This window comes from Streptomyces sp. NPDC033174, assembly GCF_055577795.1.
In genome coordinates this window covers 348,392-371,931 of record NZ_JBVIPQ010000006.1, presented here as the reverse complement: position 1 = coordinate 371,931, position 23,540 = coordinate 348,392, and the positions used below count along the sequence as shown (strand labels likewise).

The 23,540-nt window shown below is 72.1% G+C and carries 22 protein-coding genes; 14 read left to right on the top strand and 8 right to left on the bottom strand.

The genetic code is table 11. The features are described from left to right. Positions 1 to 74 precede the first annotated feature (74 nt). Together ACZ5VC_RS21445 and purU are read left to right on the top strand one after the other, a co-directional pair. A complete protein-coding gene (locus ACZ5VC_RS21445) occupies positions 75 to 521 on the top strand; it encodes an SCO4402 family protein (protein ID WP_469121736.1) in 447 nt (148 codons plus the stop codon). A 46-nt stretch (positions 522 to 567) separates the two neighbouring features. After that, positions 568 to 1,419, top strand: a complete 852-nt coding sequence (gene purU / locus ACZ5VC_RS21440) for a formyltetrahydrofolate deformylase (protein ID WP_469121611.1) — start codon at positions 568 to 570, stop codon at positions 1,417 to 1,419. Positions 1,420 to 1,461: 42 nt separating this feature from the next. On the opposite strand, the gene ACZ5VC_RS21435 is transcribed toward purU, so the two are convergent. Both ACZ5VC_RS21435 and ACZ5VC_RS21430 read right to left on the bottom strand, forming a co-directional pair. Then, complete coding sequence (locus tag ACZ5VC_RS21435) at positions 1,462 to 2,790, bottom strand: anti-sigma factor family protein (protein WP_469121610.1); 1,329 nt, start codon at positions 2,788 to 2,790, stop codon at positions 1,462 to 1,464. Next, positions 2,787 to 3,368, bottom strand: a complete 582-nt coding sequence (locus ACZ5VC_RS21430) for a sigma-70 family RNA polymerase sigma factor (RefSeq protein WP_469121609.1) — start codon at positions 3,366 to 3,368, stop codon at positions 2,787 to 2,789. The genes ACZ5VC_RS21435 and ACZ5VC_RS21430 overlap by 4 nt, the downstream gene beginning before the upstream one ends. A 199-nt stretch (positions 3,369 to 3,567) precedes the next feature. On the opposite strand from ACZ5VC_RS21430, the gene ACZ5VC_RS21425 reads away from it, so the two are divergent. Both ACZ5VC_RS21425 and ACZ5VC_RS21420 read left to right on the top strand, forming a co-directional pair. Then, positions 3,568 to 3,951 (top strand): STAS domain-containing protein, encoded by a 384-nt coding sequence (locus tag ACZ5VC_RS21425; protein WP_469121608.1) that lies wholly within the window; start codon positions 3,568 to 3,570, stop codon positions 3,949 to 3,951. 39 nt (positions 3,952 to 3,990) lie between these two features. After that, positions 3,991 to 4,509 (top strand): EF-hand domain-containing protein, encoded by a 519-nt coding sequence (locus ACZ5VC_RS21420; protein ID WP_469121607.1) that lies wholly within the window; start codon positions 3,991 to 3,993, stop codon positions 4,507 to 4,509. Positions 4,510 to 4,528: 19 nt separating this feature from the next. Here ACZ5VC_RS21420 and ACZ5VC_RS21415 read toward each other — a convergent pair whose 3' ends face one another. Then, positions 4,529 to 6,028 (bottom strand): class I adenylate-forming enzyme family protein, encoded by a 1,500-nt coding sequence (locus ACZ5VC_RS21415; RefSeq protein ID WP_469121606.1) that lies wholly within the window; start codon positions 6,026 to 6,028, stop codon positions 4,529 to 4,531. A gap of 136 nt (positions 6,029 to 6,164) precedes the next feature. Here ACZ5VC_RS21415 and ACZ5VC_RS21410 point away from each other — a divergent pair, with 136 nt between their 5' ends. From ACZ5VC_RS21410 to ACZ5VC_RS21395, 4 genes are all read left to right on the top strand, one after another. Beyond that, positions 6,165 to 7,355 (top strand): amidohydrolase family protein, encoded by a 1,191-nt coding sequence (locus ACZ5VC_RS21410; RefSeq protein ID WP_469121605.1) that lies wholly within the window; start codon positions 6,165 to 6,167, stop codon positions 7,353 to 7,355. Then, complete coding sequence (locus ACZ5VC_RS21405) at positions 7,355 to 8,488, top strand: acyl-CoA dehydrogenase family protein (protein ID WP_469121604.1); 1,134 nt, start codon at positions 7,355 to 7,357, stop codon at positions 8,486 to 8,488. The genes ACZ5VC_RS21410 and ACZ5VC_RS21405 overlap by 1 nt, the downstream gene beginning before the upstream one ends. A gap of 7 nt (positions 8,489 to 8,495) precedes the next feature. Beyond that, entirely contained in the window at positions 8,496 to 9,371 is an 876-nt protein-coding gene (locus tag ACZ5VC_RS21400) for an acyl-CoA dehydrogenase family protein (protein WP_469121603.1), read from the top strand. Between the two features lie 385 nt (positions 9,372 to 9,756). Next, positions 9,757 to 10,254 (top strand): ATP-binding protein, encoded by a 498-nt coding sequence (locus tag ACZ5VC_RS21395; protein WP_469121602.1) that lies wholly within the window; start codon positions 9,757 to 9,759, stop codon positions 10,252 to 10,254. A 219-nt stretch (positions 10,255 to 10,473) separates the two neighbouring features. On the opposite strand, the gene ACZ5VC_RS21390 is transcribed toward ACZ5VC_RS21395, so the two are convergent. After that, positions 10,474 to 11,400 carry a cyclase family protein gene (locus ACZ5VC_RS21390; protein WP_469121601.1) on the bottom strand — a complete coding sequence of 309 codons (927 nt, stop codon included), beginning with the start codon at positions 11,398 to 11,400 and terminating at the stop codon, positions 10,474 to 10,476. 84 nt (positions 11,401 to 11,484) lie between these two features. Here ACZ5VC_RS21390 and ACZ5VC_RS21385 point away from each other — a divergent pair, with 84 nt between their 5' ends. The 4 genes from ACZ5VC_RS21385 to ACZ5VC_RS21370 all read left to right on the top strand — a co-directional run bounded on the left by ACZ5VC_RS21385 (position 11,485) and on the right by ACZ5VC_RS21370 (position 16,339). Then, a complete protein-coding gene (locus ACZ5VC_RS21385; protein ID WP_469121600.1) occupies positions 11,485 to 12,399 on the top strand; it encodes an SDR family oxidoreductase in 915 nt (304 codons plus the stop codon). Positions 12,400 to 12,791: 392 nt separating this feature from the next. After that, the gene (locus ACZ5VC_RS21380) at positions 12,792 to 13,928 is read left to right on the top strand and encodes an acyl-CoA dehydrogenase family protein (RefSeq protein WP_469121599.1); all 1,137 of its coding nucleotides are present in this window, start codon (positions 12,792 to 12,794) and stop codon (positions 13,926 to 13,928) included. Next, positions 13,925 to 14,974: a Zn-dependent alcohol dehydrogenase gene (locus ACZ5VC_RS21375; protein WP_469121598.1), complete on the top strand. Its 1,050-nt coding sequence runs from the start codon at positions 13,925 to 13,927 to the stop codon at positions 14,972 to 14,974. Before ACZ5VC_RS21380 ends, ACZ5VC_RS21375 begins: the two co-directional genes overlap by 4 nt. Before the next feature lie 90 nt (positions 14,975 to 15,064). After that, positions 15,065 to 16,339, top strand: a complete 1,275-nt coding sequence (locus ACZ5VC_RS21370; RefSeq protein ID WP_469121597.1) for an MFS transporter — start codon at positions 15,065 to 15,067, stop codon at positions 16,337 to 16,339. Here the strand turns inward: ACZ5VC_RS21370 and ACZ5VC_RS21365 are convergent. Beyond that, complete coding sequence (locus tag ACZ5VC_RS21365) at positions 16,220 to 17,254, bottom strand: GlxA family transcriptional regulator (protein WP_469121596.1); 1,035 nt, start codon at positions 17,252 to 17,254, stop codon at positions 16,220 to 16,222. The two genes, ACZ5VC_RS21370 and ACZ5VC_RS21365, sit on opposite strands and share 120 nt — an antisense overlap. 72 nt (positions 17,255 to 17,326) lie before the next feature. Between ACZ5VC_RS21365 and ACZ5VC_RS21360 the strand changes: the two genes are divergently transcribed. After that, a complete protein-coding gene (locus ACZ5VC_RS21360) occupies positions 17,327 to 18,628 on the top strand; it encodes an MFS transporter (protein WP_469121595.1) in 1,302 nt (433 codons plus the stop codon). A gap of 63 nt (positions 18,629 to 18,691) precedes the next feature. After that, entirely contained in the window at positions 18,692 to 19,588 is an 897-nt protein-coding gene (locus ACZ5VC_RS21355; protein WP_469121594.1) for a hypothetical protein, read from the top strand. Positions 19,589 to 19,605: 17 nt separating this feature from the next. Here the strand turns inward: ACZ5VC_RS21355 and ACZ5VC_RS21350 are convergent, their stop codons facing one another. The 3 genes from ACZ5VC_RS21350 to ACZ5VC_RS21340 form a co-directional block, all read right to left on the bottom strand. After that, positions 19,606 to 20,190, bottom strand: coding sequence for a flavin reductase family protein (locus tag ACZ5VC_RS21350; protein WP_469121735.1), 585 nt, complete (start codon positions 20,188 to 20,190; stop codon positions 19,606 to 19,608). Between the two features lie 78 nt (positions 20,191 to 20,268). Then, complete coding sequence (locus ACZ5VC_RS21345; protein WP_469121593.1) at positions 20,269 to 21,102, bottom strand: enoyl-CoA hydratase/isomerase family protein; 834 nt, start codon at positions 21,100 to 21,102, stop codon at positions 20,269 to 20,271. 115 nt (positions 21,103 to 21,217) lie between these two features. Continuing rightward, positions 21,218 to 23,440 carry an acetate--CoA ligase family protein gene (locus ACZ5VC_RS21340; RefSeq protein ID WP_469121592.1) on the bottom strand — a complete coding sequence of 741 codons (2,223 nt, stop codon included), beginning with the start codon at positions 23,438 to 23,440 and terminating at the stop codon, positions 21,218 to 21,220. Between the last annotated feature and the right edge of the window lie 100 nt (positions 23,441 to 23,540).

Sequence of the window (23,540 nt, the reverse complement as noted above, 5' to 3'; positions counted from 1 at the left end):
GCGAGGGGGGAACGTACGATCGAAACGTGTCCAGTTCGGTGAACTCTTCCCGTCGCGGCCGTCGCTCCTCCACCATGGGCGGCATGCCGCTCAACGACATGCCGTGGTGGCGCTGGCGCAGCAACGTGCGCTCGGCGCTGCACATGCTTTCCGATCCCGTCTTCCACCAGGACACCTGGCTGGCGGGCCACGAGGGGTACGGCGACGTGACCGACGCCGTCTACCGGCTGGTGGAGGACACCTGGCTCGACAACTGGTCGGCCGAGAAGTACGTCGGGACGATCTTCCGCGACTCCGGCGAGGCCGCGCTCGTCGACGTCGCCGTGCTGCGGGTGCTCCGGATCATGCACCAGGTCGGCCCGGACGCCCCCGTCTCCGCGTACATGGAGCACCACGGCTGGCCGGAGGCGGTACGGGCGGCCCGCGAGGCGCACGTGCGGCTGGCGGCGAGCGACGGGGACGACCCGGACGCGCCGCCGCGTTCCCTGGACATCCTGCGGATCATGAACAGGTCCGCCTGACGGACCGGCGTCCGCCGTGCGCGGCGGGATGTGGCATCCTGCGAGGATGACCGACCAGTACGTCCTCACGCTTTCCAGCCCTGACAAGCAGGGCATTGTGCACGCCGTGTCGAGCTATCTGTTCATCACGGGATGCAACATCGAGGACAGTCAGCAGTTCGGAGACCGGGACACCGGTCTGTTCTTCATGCGCGTCCACTTCTCGGCCGAGGCACCGGTGACCGTGGAGAAGCTGCGCGCCAGCTTCGCCGCCGTCGGCGACTCCTTCCAGATGGACTGGCAGATCCACCGGGCCGACGAGCGGATGCGCGTCGTGCTGATGGTGTCGAAGTTCGGGCACTGCCTGAACGATCTCCTCTTCCGCCACCGGATCGGCGCGCTGCCGGTCGAGATCGTGGCCGTGGTGTCCAACCACACCGACTTCGCCGAGCTCGTCGCCTCGTACGACGTGCCCTTCCACCACATCCCGGTCACCAAGGACACCAAGGAGCAGGCCGAGGCCGAGCTGCTCGAACTGGTCCGGGCCGAGAACGTGGAACTGGTCGTCCTGGCCCGCTACATGCAGGTGCTCTCGGACGATCTGTGCAAGCAGCTCAGCGGCCGGATCATCAACATCCACCACTCCTTCCTGCCGAGCTTCAAGGGCGCCAAGCCCTACCACCAGGCGCACGCCCGCGGTGTGAAGCTGATCGGCGCGACCGCGCACTATGTGACGGCCGACCTCGACGAGGGCCCGATCATCGAGCAGGAGGTCGAGCGGGTGGGCCATGACGTCACCCCGGACCAGCTGGTCGCGGTCGGCCGGGACGTGGAGTGCCAGGCGCTCGCGCGCGCGGTGAAGTGGCACGCGGAGCGCCGCATCCTGCTCAACGGCCGCCGCACGGTCGTCTTCACCTAGGCCCCTTCACCCATGCCCGGCCCCCTCGGCGAACACGGGGGCCTACAGCCTGCTGAGGGACGCGGCCGCGAACAGGACGTCCCTGATCGCCTCCCGGTCGCCGTCCTGGCCGGCGGCCGCCTCCTCCGGGGAGACATGGCCCGCCACGAGCTGACAGAACTCCACGCCGTCCATCGCCACCTGGGCCACCGCCCGGTCCGGTGAGCCCAGGGCGGCGGGCGAGTCCAGAGCGATGTACCAGTGGCCGCCGCCCGAGCCCTCGACCTCCAGATGGAGCGAGCGGCCCGGGGCGCCCGCGGCCACCAGGTGCCGGGCGGGCGCCGCGAGTCCGCTGCGGCGGCGGTCGGCGAGCGCGGCGGGAAGCAGCCGCGCGGCCAGGTCGATCATGCCGTGCAGATGCGCGCCGCTCGGCGGGTCGTACGGGTAGTCCACCGCGGCCGCGATGTCGTCCGCGTGCAACCAGCACTCGAAGGCCCGGTCGAGCAGCGAGTCCCGCAGCGGCAGGGCGAAGTCCCCGTAGGAGACCGACAGTTCGGCGACCCCGCGGCCCGCGAAGGAGACCGTACGGATCAGGGTGTGGCTCTGGTCCCGCCAGGGGCCGCGGACGGTTCTGGTGGGCGGGAAGTGGGCGTCGCGCCAGTACGCCTCGGTGCGCTCGGTCGGCGAGCGCGTCGCGTAGGCCGAGGGCGGGTTCGAGGCCGGCCCCGGGCTCAGGGGGTCGTCAAGGCCGAGGGACGTGGCGACCAGGCCGTCCACGGTCATCAGATGCCCTATGACGCCGGCGACCGTGGTGCGGCGGCTCACCTGCCGCTCGCCCTCGAACCACTTCAGCCGGACCGGGGCATGCCACTCGGAGTCGCCGATGTCCCGGAGCAGCGCGTCGAGCCGCGCGGTCTCCGCGTCGTACGGCGTGGCCCAGTCGGGCACGGGGATCCGGGCGGGGCGGCGGACCAGGCAGTTCTCCAGGACCCGGGAGCGCAGCAACGGATCGAGGTCCAGATCCCGCTCGGAGTGCAGCAGCCCGACGGCGTCGCGCAGCCGCAGGGCCTCGTCGGCGCACGGGGCGCACTCGGTGAGGTGCTCCTCGACGGCCCGGGTCTCCTCGGGGGAACAGGCGGACAGCGCCCATGCCCCGAGCAGCGATTTCAGGACACCGTGCGACACGTGCGGGACCTCCGACGAGGGCTCCTGGAGGCCATCGGGCTTCTCCGGCTCCACCGGGCGCGGGGGCGCGGCGGCCGGCGGACCGGACAGGTCCGCGTGGTCGTCGGCCGCGTGCCGGGGCGCCGGTATGCGCGGGGCGCCGCGGACCTCGTCGGGTCCCTTGTCGTCGTCCGGGCCGCCATGGCCGCCGCTCGGCGGGCCGGTCACAGGTTGCGTCCGTAACCGGGCGGCGAGGAGCCCTCCAGGGGGCGGGTGTTCGCGGTGGACAGCAGCTGGAGACCCAGCCGCAGGCGCCGCCGGGCCTCGTCCTCGGTGACGCCGAGGTCGGCCGCTGTCTGGCGGTAGTCGCGGCGCTGGAAGTACGCCAGCTCCAGGGCGGCCCGCAGCGGAGCGGGCATGGAGGTCACGATGTAGTCGGCGCGGGCCGCGACGGACGCCCGGCGCACTTTCTGCTCGAGCTCCTCGGCCGAGCCCTCGCCGGTCTCCTCGTACGCCGCCGCCTCGGTCTCCCGCAGGCGCTGCACAGCGTGCCGGTGAGTGAGCTTGGCCACCCAGGAACGCAGGTTGCCCTGCTTGGGGTCGTAGGTGTCCGGGTGTTCCCAGATGTGGCCGAACACCTCACGGGTCACTTGGTCCGCCGCTTCGTCGTCGTCGAGGACCCGGTGGGCCAGGCTGTGGACCAGGGAGGCGTACCGGTCGTAGAGCTCGCCGAGCGCGGCCGCCTCACCGCGCGCCAACCGCTGTTGCATCCTGCGGTCCCAGCGCGGCGGTGTGTCCTTCGCCATATGACGTCCTCCCGGCCCGAGTCCCTTCGAATGTAGTGGGCGGTACCGCCCAAGGCCCGCTCTTTACGGCAAGTACGCCCCGGGGTCTTTCCCGCGATGGTAGGGAACACGTCACTCCGGGCCGAGTTGGTTTCATCCCGGCGGGACGGGGCAGCGGGATGGGAACAACTCCCTCCGTTTCCCAGGAAAGGCCGGACGCGTGACGCTCAACGTCGTCGAATCCGAGCAGGGCGCATGGACCGTCGTGCGTATGCGGGGTGAGCTGGATCTCGTGACCTCCCCCATGGTCCGCAAGCATGTGCACGACGCGGTGGCCGTCGGGCGCCACGACGTGGTGCTCGATCTGTCGGGCGTGGTGTTCTGCGACTCGAGCGGCATCGGCATGTTGATCGCCAGCCGCCGTCTGATGCGCTCCTGCCAGGGCCGGCTGCGGCTCATCCTCCCGGCGCGCGGCGCGATCGAGGGCTCGCACGTGAACCGGGTGCTGTCCGCGCTCGGTGTGCGCCGCCTCTTCGACGTGTTCCCGGACCTGGACGCGGCCACCGACGAGGACGGGGACGAGCTGCAGGCCCTGTCCGCGTAACAGGGGCGCGATCCGCGCCCGAGGCCTTACCCTCCCCGCATGGACAGCGCAGAGTACGAGCGCAGGATCGCCCATCGGTTCGCGACCTTCGACCAGGACGGCAACGGCTGGATCGACCGCCAGGACTTCATTGCGGCCACCGCCGCCGTCCTCGCCGCGTTCGAGACGCCCGCCCGCAGCGACAAGGGGCAGGCGCTGCACAGTGGCGCGGAGGCGTTCTGGCAGGGGATGGCGGGGATCGCCGATGTCGACGGGGACCAAAAGGTCACCCGCCCGGAGTTCGTCACGGGTGCGGTCAAGCGACTGCGGGACAATCCCGAGCGGTTCGCGGAGATCGCCCGGCCGTTCCTCCACGCGGTGATCGCCGTCGCCGACGAGCGGGGCGACGGCGTGAGCACCGACGCGGCGCGGCGGGTGCTGGAGGCCCTGGGCGTGGAGCCCGCCGTCGCGCCCCGGGTGGCGAGCGCCCTCGACGCGGACGGCGACGGCCGGATCACCGAGGACGAGGTCCTGGCCGCGTTCGCGGCGTACTACGTGACGCCCCTGCCCGACGCGTAGGCCGGGCCGGAAGGGTCCCTCAACCCCCGAACCGCTCGCGCAGCTTGTACTTGAGCACCTTGCGCAGGGTCTCGTTGCGCGGCAGCGCGTCGACGACCTCGAGCTGTTCGGGGAGCTTGTGCACGGAGAGTCCCTCGTCGCGCAGATGCGCGGTGAGGGACTCCAGCGTCAGCGGCGCGGCGCCCGGGGGCTGTTCGACGACGGCGCACACCCTCTCCCCCCGCTCGGCGTCGGGCAGTCCGATCACCGCGACGTCCCCGACGTCCGGGTGGCGGTGGAGCATGTCCTCGATCTCCTTGGCGGAGATGTTCTCGCCCTTGCGGATGATGATGTCCTTGATCCGTCCGGTGAGGACGAGATGACCGCTGTCGGTCAGATGTCCCACGTCTCCAGTGATCAGGAAGCCGTCCGCGTCGAAGGCCTCGGCGCTCTGGGCGGGGTCGAGATAGCCCTGGCAGACGGCCTCGCCGCGCAGCCGGACCTCGCCGTCGACGATCCGTATCTCCATCCCCTCGGGGGGCCGCCCCTCCGTGGTCGCCAGGTTCTCCACGGTGTCGTCCGGGTCTCCCATGGTGATCATCGGGACTTCGGTCATGCCGTAGCCGTGGGTGAGTTGGCAGCCCATCTCCCGTACGACCGCGTGGTAGAGCTCCGGCGGTTTGGGCGCCCCGCCGCCGGCCAGCAGCCGCAGCGTCGGGATGATCTTCTCGCCGGGCCGTTTGCGCTGTTCGGCCAGGAACATCGAGTAGAAGGCCGTGGAGCCGCCGGCCACCGTCACCCCGTGCTTGCGGTACGTCTCCAGGGCGTCGGGCAGCGCGAACTGCTCGAACATCACCGCCGGGAAGCCGTAGAGGAGCAGCATCACCGTGTAGTCGGGGCCGGCGATGTGGGCGTACGGGAAGGCCATCGAGCCGATGTCGCCGGCGGTCAGGCGCAGGGCGTGCGCGAGGCAGGAGCCGCCCGCGATCAGTGAGCGGTCGGTGTGCAGGACGCCCTTGGGGTCCGACGTGGTGCCCGAGGTCCAGTAGATCCAGCGCATGCCGGTGCCCTCGGCCGGCGGCGGCGGCAGGACGGCCGGGTCGCCGTCGGGGAGCGAGTCGTACGCCTCGAAGACGCCCTGGGCGCCGAGCCGGTGGGCCATCGCCGTGTGGTCGAAGCCGCGCCACCGGCCCGGTACGGCGAAGAACTCGGCGTGGGACTCCCGCAGGGCGAAGCCCACCTCCCGGTCCCGGTAGAAGGGGATGACGGGTGACTGGACCGCTCCGACGCGGGCGAGCGCGAAGGACAGCAGGGCCGTCTCGATCCGGGTGGGCAGCTGCCAGGCGACGACGGTGCCGGGCCGCACTCCCATGGCGTACAGGCCGGCCGCCACCCGCTCGCTCCGGTCGCGGAGTTCGCCGAAGGTGAGGACGCGATCGTCCTGGAGGAGGACGGGCCGGTCGGGGGTGAGGGCGGCGCGGCGTTCGACGAGCTCCCAGAGCGTGCGGGAGGCGCCCAGGGCGTGTGCGGTGTCGGTCACGACGATCCCCTCGTAGCCGAATGAGAGCTGACGGACAGTCAGATGGTGCGCAGAGCGTAGGCCCCCGCTCCTTGTCGGTCCAGGGGTGCGGGGCTAGCCTGCTATCTGACGGGTCATCAGATATGCGGAGGGGATCATGACAGAACTGCCGCGGATCATCAGCGTCGACGACCATGTGATCGAGCCGGCCCACCTCTTCGAGACCTGGCTGCCCGCCAAGTACCGGGACCGGGGGCCCAAGCCCCTCACGGCGGGCATCGGCGAGCTCGCCTACACCGGCGGGAAGTACCAGATCACCATGGACCCCGACGGACCGCCGACCGACTGGTGGATCTACGAGGACCTGAAGTTCCCGTACAAGCGCAACATCGCCGCCGTCGGCTTCGACCGCGACGACATGACCCTCGAAGGCATCACCCGCGACGAGATGCGCCGGGGCTGCTGGGACCCGGTCGCCCGCCTCAAGGACATGGACCTCAACCACGTGGAGGCGTCCCTCTGCTTCCCCACCTTCCCCCGCTTCTGCGGCCAGACCTTCGCCGAGGCCCAGGACAAGGAAGTGGCCCTCGCCTGCGTCCGCGCCTACAACGACTGGATGGTCGAGGAGTGGTGCGGCGACAGCGGCGGCCGGCTCATCCCGCTCTGCATCATCCCGCTGTGGGACATCGACCTCGCCGTGGCGGAGATCCGGCGCAACGCCGCCCGCGGCGTCAGGGCCGTGACGTTCTCCGAGATCCCCACCTACCTCGGACTGCCGTCGATCCACTCCGGCTACTGGGACCCCTTCTTCGCCGTCTGCCAGGAGACCGGCACGGTCGTCAACATGCACATCGGCTCCAGCTCCCAGATGCCGGCCGCCTCGCCCGACGCGCCACCGGCCGTCCAGGCGAGCCTCAGCTTCAACAACGCCATGGCCTCGATGATGGACTTCCTCTTCAGCGGGGTCCTGGTGAAGTTCCCCCGGCTCAAGCTCGCCTACAGCGAGGGCCAGATGGGCTGGATCCCGTACGCCCTCGAACGCGCCGACGACGTGTGGCAGGAACACCGCGCCTGGGGCGGGGTGCGCGATCTGATCCCCGAGCCGCCGTCCACGTACTACTACCGGCAGATGTTCTGCTGCTTCTTCCGCGACAAGCACGGCATCGCCTCGCTCGACGTCGTCGGCCGCGACAACGCCACCTTCGAGACCGACTACCCCCACGTCGACTCCACCTTCCCGCACACCAGGGAAGTCGCCCTCGACCACGTCAAGGGCCTCGACGACGAGACCGTCCACAAGCTCATGCGCGGCAACGCCATCCGGATGCTGGGACTGGACCTCGTCTGATGGACCTCTCGTACACCGAGGAGGAGGATGCCTTCCGGGCGCGTCTGAGGACCTGGCTCGGGGGCGTCCTGCCCACGTTGCCACCCCGGCCCGACCCGCTCGACTGGCCCGGCCGGCGCGCGTACGACACCGCCTGGCAGCGGATGCTGTACGACGCGGGCTACGGCGACGTCCACTGGGACGCGCCCCCGACCCAGCGGCTGATCTTCCTGGAGGAGACCGAGCAGGCCGGCGCGCCCTACGTCGGCGCCAACTTCGTCGGACTGCTCCACGCGGGCCCCACCATCGCCGCCGAGGGCACCGAGGAGCAGCGGGAGCGCTGGCTCACCCCCGTCCTGCGGGGCGACGAGGTCTGGTGCCAGGGCTTCAGCGAACCGGACGCCGGCTCCGACCTGGCCTCCCTGCGGACCAGGGCCGTTCGGGACGGCGACCACTACGTGGTCAGCGGCTCCAAGATCTGGACCTCGCACGCCGAAGTCGCCGACTGGTGCGAACTGCTCGTCCGCACCGACCCGTCGGCCCCCAAGCACCGCGGCATCACCTGGCTGGCGATGCCCATGGACGCGCCGGGGATCACCGTACGGCCACTGCGCACCCTCGCCGGATCGACGGAGTTCGCCGAGGTCTTCCTCGACGAGGTCCGGGTGCCCGTGGAGAACCGGGTCGGGGAGGAGAACGACGGCTGGCGCGTCACCATGGTGACCCTGTCGTACGAGCGGGGCACCGCCTTCGTCGGCGAGGTCGTCGCCTGCCGCCGCGTCCTCGGCGACCTCGCACGCGCCGCCCTGAAGAACGGCCGCTGGGACGACCCGGCGCTGCGGCGCGCCCTCGGCAGGCTGAACGCCGAGTTCCGGGCGCTGTGGCGGCTCATCCAGTGGAACGTCAGCGAGGCCGAGGCCACCGGAGGCGTCCCCGGCGTCGGCGGCTCCGTCTTCAAGCTCCGCTACTCGCACGCCCGCCAGGAGCTGTACGACACGGCGGCCCGGGTGCTGGGCGCCGACGCGCTCGACCTGTCGCGCGACTGGACCCTGGACCGGCTGTCCTCGCTCTCGTACACCATCGCCGCGGGCACCTCGCAGATCCAGCGGAACATCGTCGCCGAGCGGATCCTCGGCCTGCCGAAGGGGCGGTGAGCACCCGGTGCGCTTCCAGCCGACGGACGACCAGCGGGCCCTGCGCGCGGGTGTACGGGAACTGCTCGACCGGCGCTTCGACCGCGACGCGCTCCGGGCGGCGGCCGACTCGGGAACCCTGGACCGGGCCCTGTGGCGGGAGCTCGGCGCGGCCGGGTTCTTCGCGCTGGGGCTGCCTGAGGAGGAGGGCGGGGTCGGGCTCGGGCCGGTCGAGGCGGTCCTGGTCTTCGAGGAGGCCGGACGGGCGCTGCTGCCGGGACCGCTGATCGCCACGCACCTGGCGGCGGGGAGCGTGCCGGGCGCCGCGGAGGGCGAGGCGGTGGTGACCGCCGCCGACCAGTGCCTCGTGGAATGGCTCGACGAGGCGGACGTGGTGGTGGGCGACGTGCGCGACGCCGTACCCATCCGCTCGGTGGACCCGCTCACCCCCCTGCACCGGCTGCCCGCCACCGGAGGAACCCCGGCGGACCCGATGACGGGTCTCCTCACCGCCGCCGAGCAACTGGGCAGCGCCGGCCGCACCACCGGGATGGCCGTGGCGTACGCCCGTGAACGGGAGCAGTTCGGGCAGCCGATCGGCGCCTTCCAGGCGGTCAAACACCTGTGCGCGCAGATGCTGGTACGGGTGGAGGTGGCCCGTGCCGCGGTCTACGCGGCGGCCGTCACCGGCGACACCGCCGACATCGCCGGAGCCAAGCTGCTGGCCGACGAGGCGGCCGTGCGAGGCGCCCGTGACTGCCTCCAGGTGCACGGAGGCATGGGCTTCACCTGGGAGGCCGACGTCCATCTCCACCTCAAGCGCGCCTGGGTGCGGGCCGAGCGGTGGCTCCCCGCGACGGCCGCCGAGGAGATCCTGGCCGCAGCCTTGGCCGAAGCGTTGTAGGGAGTAACAGAGCGTCGATACCGGGTTGTGTCCTTCGAGGGGTCGTCACGGGCCGGAGTCGGGGCCTGCCTCCGGTACGCTCCGTGGGATGCGAGTGGTTCTGAGGCTGGGTCGTCCCGGTGTTGCCCCTGCGGCGGCCCCGGACCCGGGAATGCCCGCCGTTCGCAGCCCCCACAAGCGCGGTGGGCGCTGTGCGCCCGCCTGTTCGACTACCCGCAGCGTGCGTCGCACAGTATGGACTATGCGTACTCCTTCGCGCTGGAATATGCCCGAAGCGCTTGTTGCGGTGACTGTACGTCAACCATGCTGTCTCACAAGGGAATCACATTCCGTGATGGCTGTGAGGCGCGAGGCGATGTGTCCGCCGGTTCGGATGGTGTGAGCGGTGCAGGTGCTTCAGGTTCAGTTGGAGGTCGGGCCCGATCCCGCGGAGGTCGGACGGGCGCGGAGATGGGCCCGTTCACGGCTCGCCGGTTCGGGGATAGGGGATGACGAGCCGCTGGCCGAGACCCTGGTCCTGATCATCTCCGAACTCGTCACCAACGCGGTCGTCCACACGGGCTGTCCGGCCGTCCTGAGGATGCTCTTCGGAGCCGGGGCGGCCGAGGCCGGGACCGTGCGGGTGGAGGTGGCCGACGCGAGCGCCCGCCCGCCGATGCCGCGCCACGCCGACGGCGACGACACCAACGGCCGGGGCCTGGAGCTGGTCGACGGCCTCGCCGACCGGTGGGGATGGCAGCCCGAAGGCGCCGGAAAGCGCATCTGGTGCGAAGTGGACCGGTGTGCGCCGCCCGTGACAGCGGTGGTGCGTGAGCCCGGAGCGTGCGGACTGCGCCACTACCCCGTGGACGAACCGGCGCACGCCGTCACACATAGCGCTTAACGGTTAAATCTCCGCCGTACTGTTGACGGGCCGTTGCTCGCTGATCACCCTTGAGTGAGCGATTCGTTGCGAGGGGACGCCGAGGGTTCTGCCCTCGACGAGTGCGGGTCGTGGCCCGGCGTCGGACAAGGGCTTGTACGCCGGAGCCGGGTGGCGGCCGCCGTGCCGTGCTCGGGGTGCGCATGAGCGCGCCGCCACCCGCCGACGCTCCGCCCGCGCCTACAGCACGGCGACCGGCGCGACCGGCGTTCCCGTACCGCCCACGAAGGGCTCGGGCATGGCGGAGAGCAGGAAGGCGTACCGCTTCTCCTGTGCACAGGCTGTGGACAGGCCCTCCAGATTCCAGTTCTGCCCCTGGAGCATCCCCATCTCGACGAGATCGAGGGCGTGCACCGGCAGCCAGAGGTTCTCGATCTCCGGCGGGAAGATCTCGAAGGTGAGGGTGTCGTTCGCGACGGCGGCGACATCGCGGGCGTGGAACCACTCCGGGGTGCGGACGGAGAGCCCGGGCGACGGATAGGCGTACGCGTGCTTGTCCCCCGCCAGATACTGCTGGATCTGACCCGTGCGGACGAGAACGATGTCCCCGGACCGCACCGTCGCCCCGCCGAACTCGGCTGCCTCGTCCAGGTCTTCGGGAGTCACGGAATGATCCCCCGGCAGCCGGTCGACCCCCTTCGCGCGCGCGACATCGAGCAGGACGCCCCGGCTCACGATGTGGCGCGCCTTCTCGATGCCGCTGAACTCGCTGCGGCCGTGCGGGGTGATGGAGGCGGCGGGGCGTCCGTTGTAGATCCTCCCCGAGTGGGAGACATGGGTAAGCGCGTCCCAGTGAGTGCCGGCCTGGAGGCCGAAGGTCACGGCGTCGTCGCTGGTGGCGACCGTGCCCGGGCCGAAGATCTCCTGATTGACCTGGACCATCACATGGAGCGGATTGACCCGGCCCGGGATCATTCCCGTCTGGACGCCGTCCTGCTTGAGGTCCAGCGCGAGCGGCACGCGCAGGCCGCTGCGGACGCTCGCGGCGGCCGTGCGGACGACCTCGTCGGTGATCAGGTTGAGCGTGCCGATCTCGTCGTCCGCGCCCCAACGGCCCCAGTTGTTCAACCGTTTGGCGATGTCGTGGAACTCGGCGGGAAGTGACATCGGTCCTCCGAGGGGCTTGTCTTCCGGTATCTGACGGGTCATAAAATCTAACGGGTCGTCAGAAACCGCGGGAAGGGGCCGGACGTGGGGAACTTCTTGGCAGGCAAGGTCGTCGCCGTGACGGGAGCGGGGCGCGGTATCGGCCGGGCGGTCGCCCTCGCCTGCGCGGCCGAGGGAGCCAGGGTCGTCGTCAACGACTACGGCGTCTCGATCGAGGGAGGCGGGCCGACGTCGGATGTCGCGGTGTCCGTCGTCAAGGAGATCGAGGCGGCCGGGGGGACGGCCGTCGCCGTCGCCGACGACATCTCCACGATGACGGGCGGCCAGCGGATCGTGGACGTCGCGCTCGCGGAGTACGGGCGGATCGACGGGGTCGTGTGCGTGGCGGGCATCCTGCGCGAACGCATGCTCTTCAACATGTCCGAGGAGGAGTGGGACCCGGTCGTCGCCACGCATTTGAAGGGGACGTTCACGGTCTTCCGGGCGGCGTCGGCGGTGATGCGGAAGCAGGGCACGGGGACGCTGATCGGTTTCACCAGCGGCAACCACCAGGGATCCGTCGCGCAGGCCAACTACTCGGCGGCCAAGGGCGGGATCATCTCGCTGGTCCGCAGCGCGGCGCTCGGCCTCCACAAGTACGGCGTCACCGCGAACGCGGTCGCCCCGGTCGCCCGGACCCGGATGTCCGCGAACGTCCCGATGGAACTGAAGGAGATCGGCGAGCCGGAGGACGTGGCGGCGCTGGTGGTCTACCTCCTCTCCGACCGCGCCCGCGAGGAACGGATCACCGGCCAGGTCTACACGATCGCGGGCCCCAAGATCGCGGTCTGGGCCCAGCCGAGGGAACTCCGCGCCGGCTACGCGGAGTCCGGCGCATGGACCCCGGAGCGCATCGCGGACTTCCTCCCGGGAACGGTGGGCACGGACCCGATGCCGCTGCTGACGCGCCTGGAGGAGATGACGAGGGCGGCGGCGTCGGGGCAGCGGCCGAACGGGTAGCCCGGGGGCGGGACGGCACGGGGCGTGCGGGCGGCGCTGGGGTGCGCGATCGGCGGGCGGCGCGCCCGGGAGCGTCGGTTCGGGTGTGCGATCGGTCGGCGGCCGGGAGCGTCGGTTCGGGTGTGCGATCGGTCGGCGGCCGGGGCGAGGCGGCACCGGGGGTGCGGGTCGTTTCGGTGGTGCCCGATCGGTCGCGTCGACCGGGGCGATGAGCCGGGCGGTACGGCGCCGGTCGCCGGCGACACCGGCTCGGGGTCCCCGTCGGCGGCGCGGAGCTGCCGCTTGGGCGGCCGGGGCACATGGCCCCGGGGCCGGCACTCACCCGGCCCCGCAGGGTTTCGGGAAGGGGCGGGGTGGGGGAAAGGACCCCGCCCCCACCACAGGAGGCGTTCGTGGACTTTGAGTTCGGGGTCGAGGACGAGGTCTTTCGGGGGGACGCCCGCGACTGGCTGCGGGCGCACCCGGCCGGGGGGTGGGAGCCGCGGGAGTGGGAGCGGGAGCTCGGGGCGCATGGGTGGGTCGGGATCGGGTGGGCGTCGGGGGCGTACGGAAACCGGCGCGCCACGCTCACCCAGCAGGTCGTGTGGGCCGAGGAGTACGCCCGCGCCGGCGCCCCCGCCCGCGTCGGCCACATCGGCGAGAACCTGCTCGCGCCCACGCTGCTGGCGTACGGCACCCAGGAGCAGCAGGACCGCTTCCTGCCCGGCATCGCCCGGGGCGAGGAGCTCTGGTGCCAGGGGTACAGCGAGCCCGGCGCCGGGTCCGACCTGGCCTCGTTGCGGACCAAGGCCGTCCGTGAGGGGAGCACGTACCGCGTCACCGGTCAGAAGATCTGGACCTCCCTCGCCCAGGACGCCGACTGGTGCTTCGTCCTGGCGAGGACCACGGAGGGGTCCCGCAGGCACGACGGTCTGTCCTTCCTGCTCGTCCCCATGGACCAGCCCGGCCACGTCGACGTGCGGCCCATCCGCCAGATGTCCGGAACGAGCGAGTTCAATGAGGTGTTCTTCGACGGGGCGGCGGCCCATGACGTCGTCGGGGGCGAGGGCAACGGCTGGCGCGTCGCCATGGGGCTGCTCGCCCTGGAGCGCGGGGTGTCGACCCTCGCCCAGCAGATCGGCTTCGAGGCGGAGCTCGCGGAAGTGACCCGCGCCGCCGTGGAGTCCGGCGCCGTCCACGACCCCGTACTCAAGGACCGGCTCGTACGGCAGTGGGCGGAGCTGCGCACCATGCGGTGGAACGCGCTGCGGACCCTCGGGAGCACGGACGACCCCGGCGCGCCCAGCGTGGCCAAGCTGCTGTGGGGCCGCTGGCACCGGCGACTCGGTGAGCTCGCCGTCCAGGTGCGGGGCGCCACCGCCGCCACCGGCCCCGGCCCGTGGTCCAGGACGTACGAACTCGACCCGTCGCAGAGGCTGTTCCTCTTCACCCGCGCCGACACCATCTACGGCGGCTCGGACGAGATCCAGCGCACCATCATCGCCGAGCGGGTGCTCGGTCTGCCGAGGGAACCGAAGGAGCGAGGATGAGAGGCGTGGTGTTCGACGGGAAGCAGGCACAGGTCGTCGACGACCTGGAGGTCCGCGACCCGGGGCCCGGCGAAGTCCTCGTCGCGGTCGCCGCGGCGGGGCTGTGCCACAGCGATCTGTCGGTGATCGACGGGACGATCCCCTTCCCGCCGCCGGTGGTGCTGGGGCACGAGGGCGCGGGTGTCGTGGAGGCCGTCGGCGCGGGCGTCACCCATGTCGTGGCGGGCGACCACGTGGCGCTGTCCACGCTCGCCAACTGCGGTGCCTGCGCGGACTGCGACCGGGGCCGGCCCACGATGTGCCGCAAGGCGATCGGGATGCCGGGGCAGCCGTTCTCCCGGGCCGGAAAGCCGCTGTTCCAGTTCGCGTCCAACTCGGCCTTCGCGGAGCGGACCGTCGTGAGGGCCGTCCAGGCGGTGAAGATCCCCGACGACATCCCGCTCACCTCCGCCGCGCTGATCGGCTGCGGGGTGCTCACGGGCGTCGGGGCCGTACTCAACCGGGCAAAGGTCGACCGCGGCGACACCGTCGTCGTCATCGGCACGGGCGGCATCGGCCTCAACGTCCTTCAGGGCGCCCGGATCGCGGGTGCCTCCGTGATCGTCGCCGTCGACACGAACCCGGCGAAGGAGGCCGTGGCCCGGCAGTTCGGCGCCACGCACTTCCTGGCGTCGGCGGACGACGTGCGCGAGGTCCTGCCGACCGGTGCCGACCACGTCTTCGAGTGTGTCGGGCACACCGGGCTGATCCGGCAGGCGATCGACCTGCTCGACCGGCGGGGTCAGGCGATCCTGCTGGGAATGGCCGCGCCGACGGCGGAGGCGGTCTTCCTGCCCGCCGCGATGTTCCTGGACAAGTCCATCCTGGGCTGCCGGTACGGCAGTTCCCGTCCCCAGCACGACATCAGGCTGTACGCGCAGCTGTACCGGGACGGCCGGCTGCTCCTGGACGAACTGGTCACCGAGACATACCCGGTCGAGGACTTCGCGAAGGCGGCGGACGACGCGCACCACGGTCGGGTGGCGCGCGGGGTGCTGACCTTCTAAGGCGCTCCAGGCGTTCCAGGGCGTTCCTGGCGCCCCAGGGCGGGAAAAGGGGTTGGGTTCCAGCACCGTCGGCCCGTTACGTTCATGGCCATGTCCTACCGAGAAATCGTCACCCGGCCCGTTCTCGTCTGGGCAGCCGTCGCCGCCGGGGCGCGGATGCCCGTCGCCATGGCGCCCCTCGCCCTTGTCTTCCTGGTGCGCGAACGGCCGGGTGGATACACCCTCGGTGCCGTCCTCGCCGCCGTCTATGTCGTCGGCGAGATCCTCGGCGCCCCGGTTCTCGGTATGCGGATGCGGGCGGAGCGGGCCCGCCCGCAGCTCGCGGCCGGTCTCAGTGGCGGAGCCCTGGCCTTCGCCGGGCTCGGAGTGGCGCAGGGCGCGCACCCGGTGGTGCTGGGCGTGCTCGCGTTCGTGGCGGGATGCGCGCCGTCCGCCGCGCCCGGCGGGCTGCGCGCGCTCCTCACCGGCATGGTCCCGGAGAAGGCCGTCACCCAGGCGATGAGCCTGGAGTCCGTCCTTACCTTCGGCATCTGGGCCGCCGCTCCCGCGCTCGCCACCGGCCTGGCGCTCGGCGTCGACCCGTCCGTGCCGCCGCTGCTCGCCGGTGCGCTGATGGCGGTGTCCGTCGCCGGACTGTGGGCGCTGCCCGCCGGCTGGAAGGCCGAGGCGCCGGACGCGAGCGGCACGTCGATGGCGCGGGTTCTGGTCCGCGCCTGGCCGGTGTACGTCACGGGCGCGGCGAGCCTCACGCTGCTCGCGCTCGCCGAACTGATCCTGCCCGCGCTCCTCGAGCAGCGGTCCATCGGCATCGGGTGGGCGGGGCCGCTGCTCGCCGGGTTCTCGATCGGCTCGGCGGTGGGAGCGTTCCTGTACGGCCTGCGGAGCTGGCCCGGCCGGCTGCCCACCCAGAGCCTGGTGCTGCTGCTCGGGGTCGCGGCGGGCATCGCGCTGGTCGCCGTACTGCCGTGGACCGGGCTGATCGCCGCCGGGCTGCTGGCGGCCGGGCTGCTCCAGGCTCCCGCGATGCTCACCCGGAACCTGACGCTGCGCGAGGTGCTGCCGCCCAGTGCCCTGGCCGCCGGGTATTCGGTGATGTACGCGGCGGTCGGCGCCGGTTACGCGGCGAGCGGGAGCCTCACGGGGGCGCTGCTGCGCTGGGTGGCGCCGTCGACGGCGATCCTGGCGGGCGTGGGGCTCACGCTGCTGCTGACCGTGACGGGGGCGGTGGGCGAGCGGCGGATGCGCTCAGCGCGCCGCGCCGGGACCGTCGGGGCTGCCGTGACCGCTGGGGGCGGCGTGGGCGCCGGCGCCGGCCCGGAAGGTACGGCGGTAGACGGTCGGCGGGACGCCGAGCGCGGCCTGTAGGTGCTGCCGCATCGACTGGGCCGTGCCGAAGCCGGCGTCCTGGGCGACCTGGTCGATGCCGAGGTCGGTGGACTCCAGCAGATGGCGGGCCCGTTCGACGCGCTGCTGGGTGAGCCACTGGCCCGGGCTGATCCCCACCTCCTCGCGGAACCGGCGGGTGAACGTCCGTACGCTCATCGCCTCCTGGTCGGCCAGGTCGCGCAGCTGGATCGGCTCGTGCAGATGCGCGAGGGCCCAGGCGCGGGCCGCCGTCGTGGTGGCGTTGCCGGGCTCGGGGAAGGGGCGCTCGATGTACTGGGCCTGCCCGCCGTCCCGGTGCGGGGGGACGACGGTCCGGCGGGCGACCTCGTTGGCGACGGCCGAGCCGTGGTCGCGGCGCACGAGATGGAGGCAGAGGTCGATGCCGGCGGCGACGCCCGCCGAGGTGAGGACGTCGCCGTCGTCGACGAAGAGGACACCCGCGTCGACCTGGATCCTGGGGAACAGTCGCTGGAAGTGCTCGGCCGCCGACCAGTGCGTGGTGGCGGGCCGGCCGTCGAGGAACCCGGCGGCGGCGAGGACGTATCCGCCGGTGCAGATGGAGACGAGCCGGGTGCCGGGCCGGATGTGGGCGAGGGCGGCGGCCAGCTCGGGGGTGAGGCGGCCCTCGTCGTAGACCGGTCCCAGTTCGTAGGAGGCGGGGACGATGACGGTGTCGGCGGAGGCGAGCGCCTCGGGCCCGTGCTCGACCTGGATGGCGAAGTCGGCGTCGGTGGGGACCGGGCCGGCGGCGGTCGCGCAGGTGACGATCTCGTACAGGGTCCGGCCCCCGGCGTCCTTGGCGCGGCCGAAGATGCGGTGCGGGATCCCGAGCTCGAAGGGGAGCAGTCCGGGGAGGGCGAGGACGACGATGCGGTGCTTCCGGAAACCGGCCATGGCCCGATCGTATCGAAAGCTGTCATTCGGGCCAGTGGTCCGGCCTGGTGATCTTCGACGATTCTGTGTGACGTGACCCAGACAACCTCTCTCCCCGAGTCGTCCCAGCGGCCCCTGCCGACGCCGCGCCGCATCCACCGCGCGTGGTTCGTGGCGGCCGTCGCCTTCGTCACGATCATCGGCGCCGCGGCCTTCCGCTCGCTGCCCGGCCTGCTGATCGACCCGCTGCACGGCGAGTTCGGCTGGTCGCGCGGCACGATCGGCCTCGCGGTCTCGGTGAACCTCGCGCTGTACGGCCTGACGGCGCCGTTCGCCGCGGCGCTCATGGACCGCTTCGGCATCCGCAAGGTCGTCGCGGTCGCGCTCACGGTCATCGCGGTCGGCTCCGGCCTGACCGTGTTCATGTCCTCCAGCTGGCAGCTCATCCTCTATTGGGGCCTGCTGGTCGGCCTCGGCAGCGGCTCGATGGCGCTGGCCTTCGCGGCCACGGTCACCAACCGCTGGTTCACCGAGCGCCGGGGGCTCGTCACCGGCATCCTGACGGCCGCGTCCGCGTCCGGTCAGCTGATCTTCCTGCCGCTGCTGTCCTGGCTCGTGGAGCACCACGGCTGGCGCCCCGCGTCGATCACCGTCGCGCTGTCCGCGCTGGCGGTCGTCCCCTTCGTCTGGCTGCTGCTGCGGGACCACCCGGCGGACGTGGGACAGGCGGCTTACGGGGCAACGGAGTTCGTCGAGAAGCCGGCGCCGGTCACGGGGGCGGCGCGGCGCACGCTGACGGTGCTGTCCTCGGCGGCCCGCACCGGCCCCTTCTGGCTGCTGGCCGGCACCTTCGCGATCTGCGGCGCCTCGACGAACGGCCTGGTGCAGACCCACTTCGTCCCCGCGGCGCACGACCACGGCATGCCCATCACGGCGGCGGCGTCGCTGCTCGCGGTGATCGGCGTCTTCGACGTCGTCGGCACGATCGCGTCGGGCTGGTTCACCGACCGCTTCGAGGCGCGCCGTCTCCTCGCCGTCTACTACGCGCTGCGCGGCATCTCGCTGCTCTTCCTGCCGATGCTCCTCGCCCCGTCCGTGCACCCGCCGATGGTCTTCTTCATCGTCTTCTACGGCCTGGACTGGGTGGCCACGGTCCCGCCGACGATCGCCCTGTGCCGCGAGCACTACGGCGACGACTCGGCGATCGTCTTCGGCTGGGTCCTCGCCTCCCACCAGGTGGGCGCGGCGGTGGTGGCCTTCGCGGGCGGCCTGGCGCGGGACCTCTTCGGCTCGTACGACGTGGTCTGGTACGCCTCGGGGGCCCTGTGCGCGGCGGCGGCCCTGATGGCCCTGGTGATCCGCAGGCGCCCGGCGCCCGTGCCGGTGACCGTCTGACGGACCCGCCTCCCCGCGCCCCTCCCCCCGGGTGGAAAATCCCCGGTGGGAGGGGTGTTGCGCATGGGGGCCGAGAAGCTGCGACAGGGGAGTTCGGCGCCCCTGCTACTGGCGATGTCGGTGCTGTTCGTGGAGTCCGTACTCGTGGTCGAGGTGCTCGGGTTCGTGGAACTCGCCCGGGAGACGCGGATGCGGCCCGCGGACCCCGGCATGTTCCTGGTGTCGCTGCCGTTCATCGCCTGTTTCGGGCTGCCGTTCGCGGCCGTCGGCTCCGTCGCGGTGGTACGGCCCACCGCCGCCGTCGCGGCATGGCTGGGACGGCGGTTCACCGGGCGCGAGGCGTGGTGGTGGGTGCCGGCGGTGGCCGCCGCCGTCGCGGCGCTGCCGGCGATCGCCCTTGCGGTCGGGGGCGGTGCCGGCGCCGCCGTACTGGTGGGGGCGTGGCTCCTCGGGGCCGTCGCGCTGACGGTGCCGGCGCTGGTCGTCCGTCTCGCGGTGGTGCGGCGGGAGGCGGGCCGGAAGGCCGCGCTGCAGGCACGGGTGTACGGATACGGATGTCTGGCCGCGGCGGTGGTGTTCGCCCTGGGCAGCACGGTCTACGCCACCGGACTCGTCGAGGAGTACCGCCCGCCGGCCCTCGGCCCCGTCACGGTGACCGGCACCTGGACGGACGGACGCGGCGGCACCCTGGTGCTCGAGGAGGGCGGCCGGGCAACTGCCCACGGGGTGGCCCTGGACACCTTCCGGGGTGACACGCGCCATGAGAACTGCGTGGGCACCGGCACCTGGGACTACGACCCCGGCAGGGCCGGCGGGGACACCTGGGACCAGAAGGTCGACATCGACATCGGCGACTGCTGGTTCGGGGAGTGGACGGTCGGCGGCACCGAGGAGCGGCCGGAGCTCGACTACCTGGTCGGGGACCCGGACTCGCCGCAGTGGTACGTGCTGAGGCGCTGAGCGACCGGCGCCGGCGGCTATGCGGTGAAGCGGCCGAAGCGCCCCCGGTGGAAGAGCAGGGGCGCGCCCTCCTCCTGGGCGCCCAGAGCCTCCACCCTGCCCACCACGATCAGGTGGTCCCCGCCCGTGTGGACCGTGCGGATCGCGCAGTCGATCCAGGCCGGGACGGAGTCCAGGCGGGGCGATCCGGTCACGGGCGCCGGCCCGTAGGGGACCCCCGCGAACTTGTCCGCGCCGCTCACCGCGAAGCCCCGGCACAGCACACCCTGGTCCGCACCGAGGATGTTCACGCAGAACGCCCCGGCGCGGGCGATCCTCGGCCAGGTCGTCGAGGTGCGGGCCACCATGAAGGCGACCAGGGGCGGGTCCAGGGAGAGCGAGGCGAAGGACTGGCAGGCGAAGCCGGCCGGGTCGCCGTTCTCGTCGAGGGCGGTGATCACGGTGACGCCGCTGGCGAAGTGCCCGAGGACCCGCCGGAATTCGGCCGGATCGACGGGCAGCCGCTCGTCGTCACGGACCGCCCGGAGATCCGGGCGGGGAAGCGGCTCGACGGCGGTACGTGCCCCGACGGAGCTGAGGTATCGGACGGCGGTGGCCGCCATCCCGGCGTGTCCCATCACATCACCCATTGAAGCTGACGGATCGTCAGATAGGAAGGTGTGCGGACCACCCGGTCCGGGTCATCGCCCGAGGTACCGAGGCGTGCGGCGCTCCACGAAGCTCGCCACGCCCTCGTTCGCGTCCCGCGTCGTCATATTGATCTCCTGCGCGGCGGCCTCCGCCGCGAACGCGGTGGCCCGGTCCGTGTCCAGCGACGCGTTCACCAGCTGCTTGGTCAGCGCGAGCGCCTGCGTCGGCCCCTGCGCCAGCCGCTCGGCCCACTCCCGCGCGGTCTTCTCCAGCTCCGGCGCCGGGACCACCCGGTTGACCAGCCCCATCCGCTGCGCCTCCGCCGCCGGCAGCGCGTCGCCGAAGAACATCAGCTCCTTGGCGCGCTGGGGGCCGACGAGCCGCGGCAGCAGATACGCCCCGCCCCCGTCCGGCACCAGCCCGCGCCGCGCGAACACCTCGATGAACCGCGCGCCCTCCGCCGCCAGGACGAGATCGCAGGCGAAGGCCAGATGCGCGCCGATCCCCGCCGCGGTCCCGTTCACCGCCGCGATCACCGGCTTCTCGCAGTCGAGGACGGCGGCGACGAGCCGCTGCGCGCCGAGCCGGATCGTCCGCGCCACATCGCCCGCGACCCGTTCCCGCCCGGTCGGGGGCGTGCCCCGCAGATCGGCGCCCGCGCAGAAGCCCTTGCCGGTGGCGGTCAGGACGACGGCCCGTACGGCGGGGTCCGCGGAGGCCGCCGCGAGCAGCGCGATGATCCTTTCCCGCTGGCCCCAGGTGACGGCGTTCATGGCCTCGGGCCGGTTGAGCGTGATCCACGAGACGCCGTTGTCAGTGGTGTGCAGTACCAATGACTCAGCTGATTCCAGGGATTCCAGGGACTCTTCGGGGGAGGACGTCATGGGGGAGAGGCTCCACTTCCTGTGGTGCGTACGGTCAGCGGGATCAGCGGGATCAGCGCGGTCAGCAGGGCCGGCGGGGGCAACGGCGCCGGCGCGGGTGCCCGAGGCGGTGGCGTCAGCGGCAGACCGCCAGTGCGTCCAGGGCCACCGCGCCCTGGCCGCGCGGCAGCACCATCAGCGGGTTGATGTCCAGCTCCGACAGCTCGTCGCCCAGTTCCAGGGCCATCCGCTGCACCCGCAGCACCACTTCCACCAGCGCGTCCACATCCGCGGGGGGCGCTCCCCGGACGCCGTCCAGCAGGGCCCGCCCGCGCAGTTCGCCGAGCATCGCGCGCGCCTGGCCCTCACCGAAGGGCGGCACCCGGACCGCGGCGTCGTTCAGGACCTCCACCAGGACGCCGCCGAGACCCACCGTCACCGTCGGTCCGAAGAGGGCGTCCTGGGTGACGCCGACGACCATCTCCACGCCCCGCTCCACCATCTGGCAGACCAGGATGCCGTCGAGATCGATGTTCTCGTAGCGGGCGATGTCGGCCAGTTCGCGGTAGGCGTCGCGGACCTGGCTCGCCGACGTCAGGCCGATCTTGACCAGGCCCAGCTCGGTCTTGTGGGCCAGCCGCGCGCCCGACGCCTTCATCACCACCGGGTAACCGACGAGGCCGGCCGCCCGGACCGCCGCGGCCGCGCTGGTCACCAGCTGCTCGCGCGGTACGCGAATGCCGTACGCCCGCAGAAGCTGCTTCGCCGCGTGTTCGCTCAGGCGGTGGCCCGGACGCATCAGTGCCTGCGCCTTGCGGAAGGACGGCGAGAGGGTGCGCGGCGCCTCGTCGAAGGGCGAGCGGTAAGCGGTGGTGAACCGGCTGTGGTCGAGGTAGGCCTTGACGGCGGTGACGCAGTTGCCGAAGGTACGGAAGGTGGCGACCCGGGACGAGCCCAGCAGCGTCGTCCGGTAGGCCTCCTCGGTGCCCACGGGCGAACCCCACACCACGCACACCAGCTTGTCCGTGGTCTCCGCCGCGTCCACCAGGTCCTGCGCCAGCTTGTCGCTCATCGGCGGGAAGGGGCCGGTGATCGGGCAGATCAGTACGCCGACCTCCGGGTCGGCGAGGATCGCGTCGATGATCTTCCGGCCGCGCCAGTCGCCGACGGGGTGGCCTCCGTTGTCGACGGGGTTGGCCACGTTCAGGTACTCGGGTATCCACTGGTGGAGTTCGGCCTGCTTGGCCGCGCTCAGGGTCGGCAGGCGCAGTCCGGCCGCCGTCGCCAGGTCCGAGAAGTGCGCGCCCGTGCCGCCCGAGATCGAATACACCACCACGCCCTCGGCGGCGGGCCTGCGGGCCCGGGCCAGCAGGGCGGCGGTGTCCTGGAGTTCGTCGAGGCCGTCCACGCGGATCACGCCGAACTGCCGCATCGCGGCGTCGACGACCTGGTCCGCCCCGGTGAGCTTGCCGGTGTGTGAGGCGGCCATCCGGGCTCCGGTCTCGGTGCGGCCGACCTTCACGGCGACGACCGGCACCCCCCGGCGCGCGGCGCGGTCGGCGGCGAGCAGGAAGGACCGGCCGTCCTTGAGCCCCTCGACGTAGCAGGCGATCGCCCCGACCTCGGGGCGTTCGGCGAAGTACGAGATGAAGTCGGCGGTCTCCAGATCGGCTTCGTTGCCGGTCGGCGCCCAGTGGGAGAGGCGTACGCCGAGCTCCTGCAGGGTGAAGACCGGGCGCCCCTGGTGGCCGGACTGGGTGATCAGGGCGATCGCCGGGCCCTCCAGGTCGTCGCGGAACCGCTCGAAGGCGTTGAGGTTGGTGTTCGGGCCGAGCAGCCGCAGGCCCGAGCGCTGCACCGCGGTGGCCAGGCGGGCCTGCGCGAGGGCTCCGGCGTCGCCGGTCTCGGCGAAGCCGGAAGCGAAGGCGACGGCGAACTTCACCTTGGCCTCGGCCAGTTCGCCGATGAGGGGGAGGGGATCGGCGACGAGGAGTACGGCCAGATCGACGGGCTCGGGCAGCTCGGCGACGGAGGGCACGCAGTCGATGCCGAAGACCGACGTCCGGGTCGGGTGCACCGGATGCACTCGCGCGCCGACGCGGTCGGCCCAGGCGACGAGCTGCCGGGTGATGCCGGTGTTGGGCCGCCCCTCGGTGTCGGAGGCCCCGACGACGGCGACGGACTCGGGCCGGAAGAACCGGTCCAGATCGGGAACGGAGGCGTAGAGCGGGCGTCCGCTGACATCCAGGTCGCCCTCGGTCGCTGCGGTGCCGTGGACGGCGGTGCCGGTCTGCTCCCCGCAGGCCACGACGCGCGCGCGGAGATCGGTGGTGAAGGTGCCGTGGGTTGATCCAAGCATCGTTCCGCCCCGCTCCTGCTCGTTCGGTCAACTGAACTGACGCATAGTCAGATTACAGACCTGACGGCATGTCAGGAACAGGTGCGGGGGCACTTCTCTG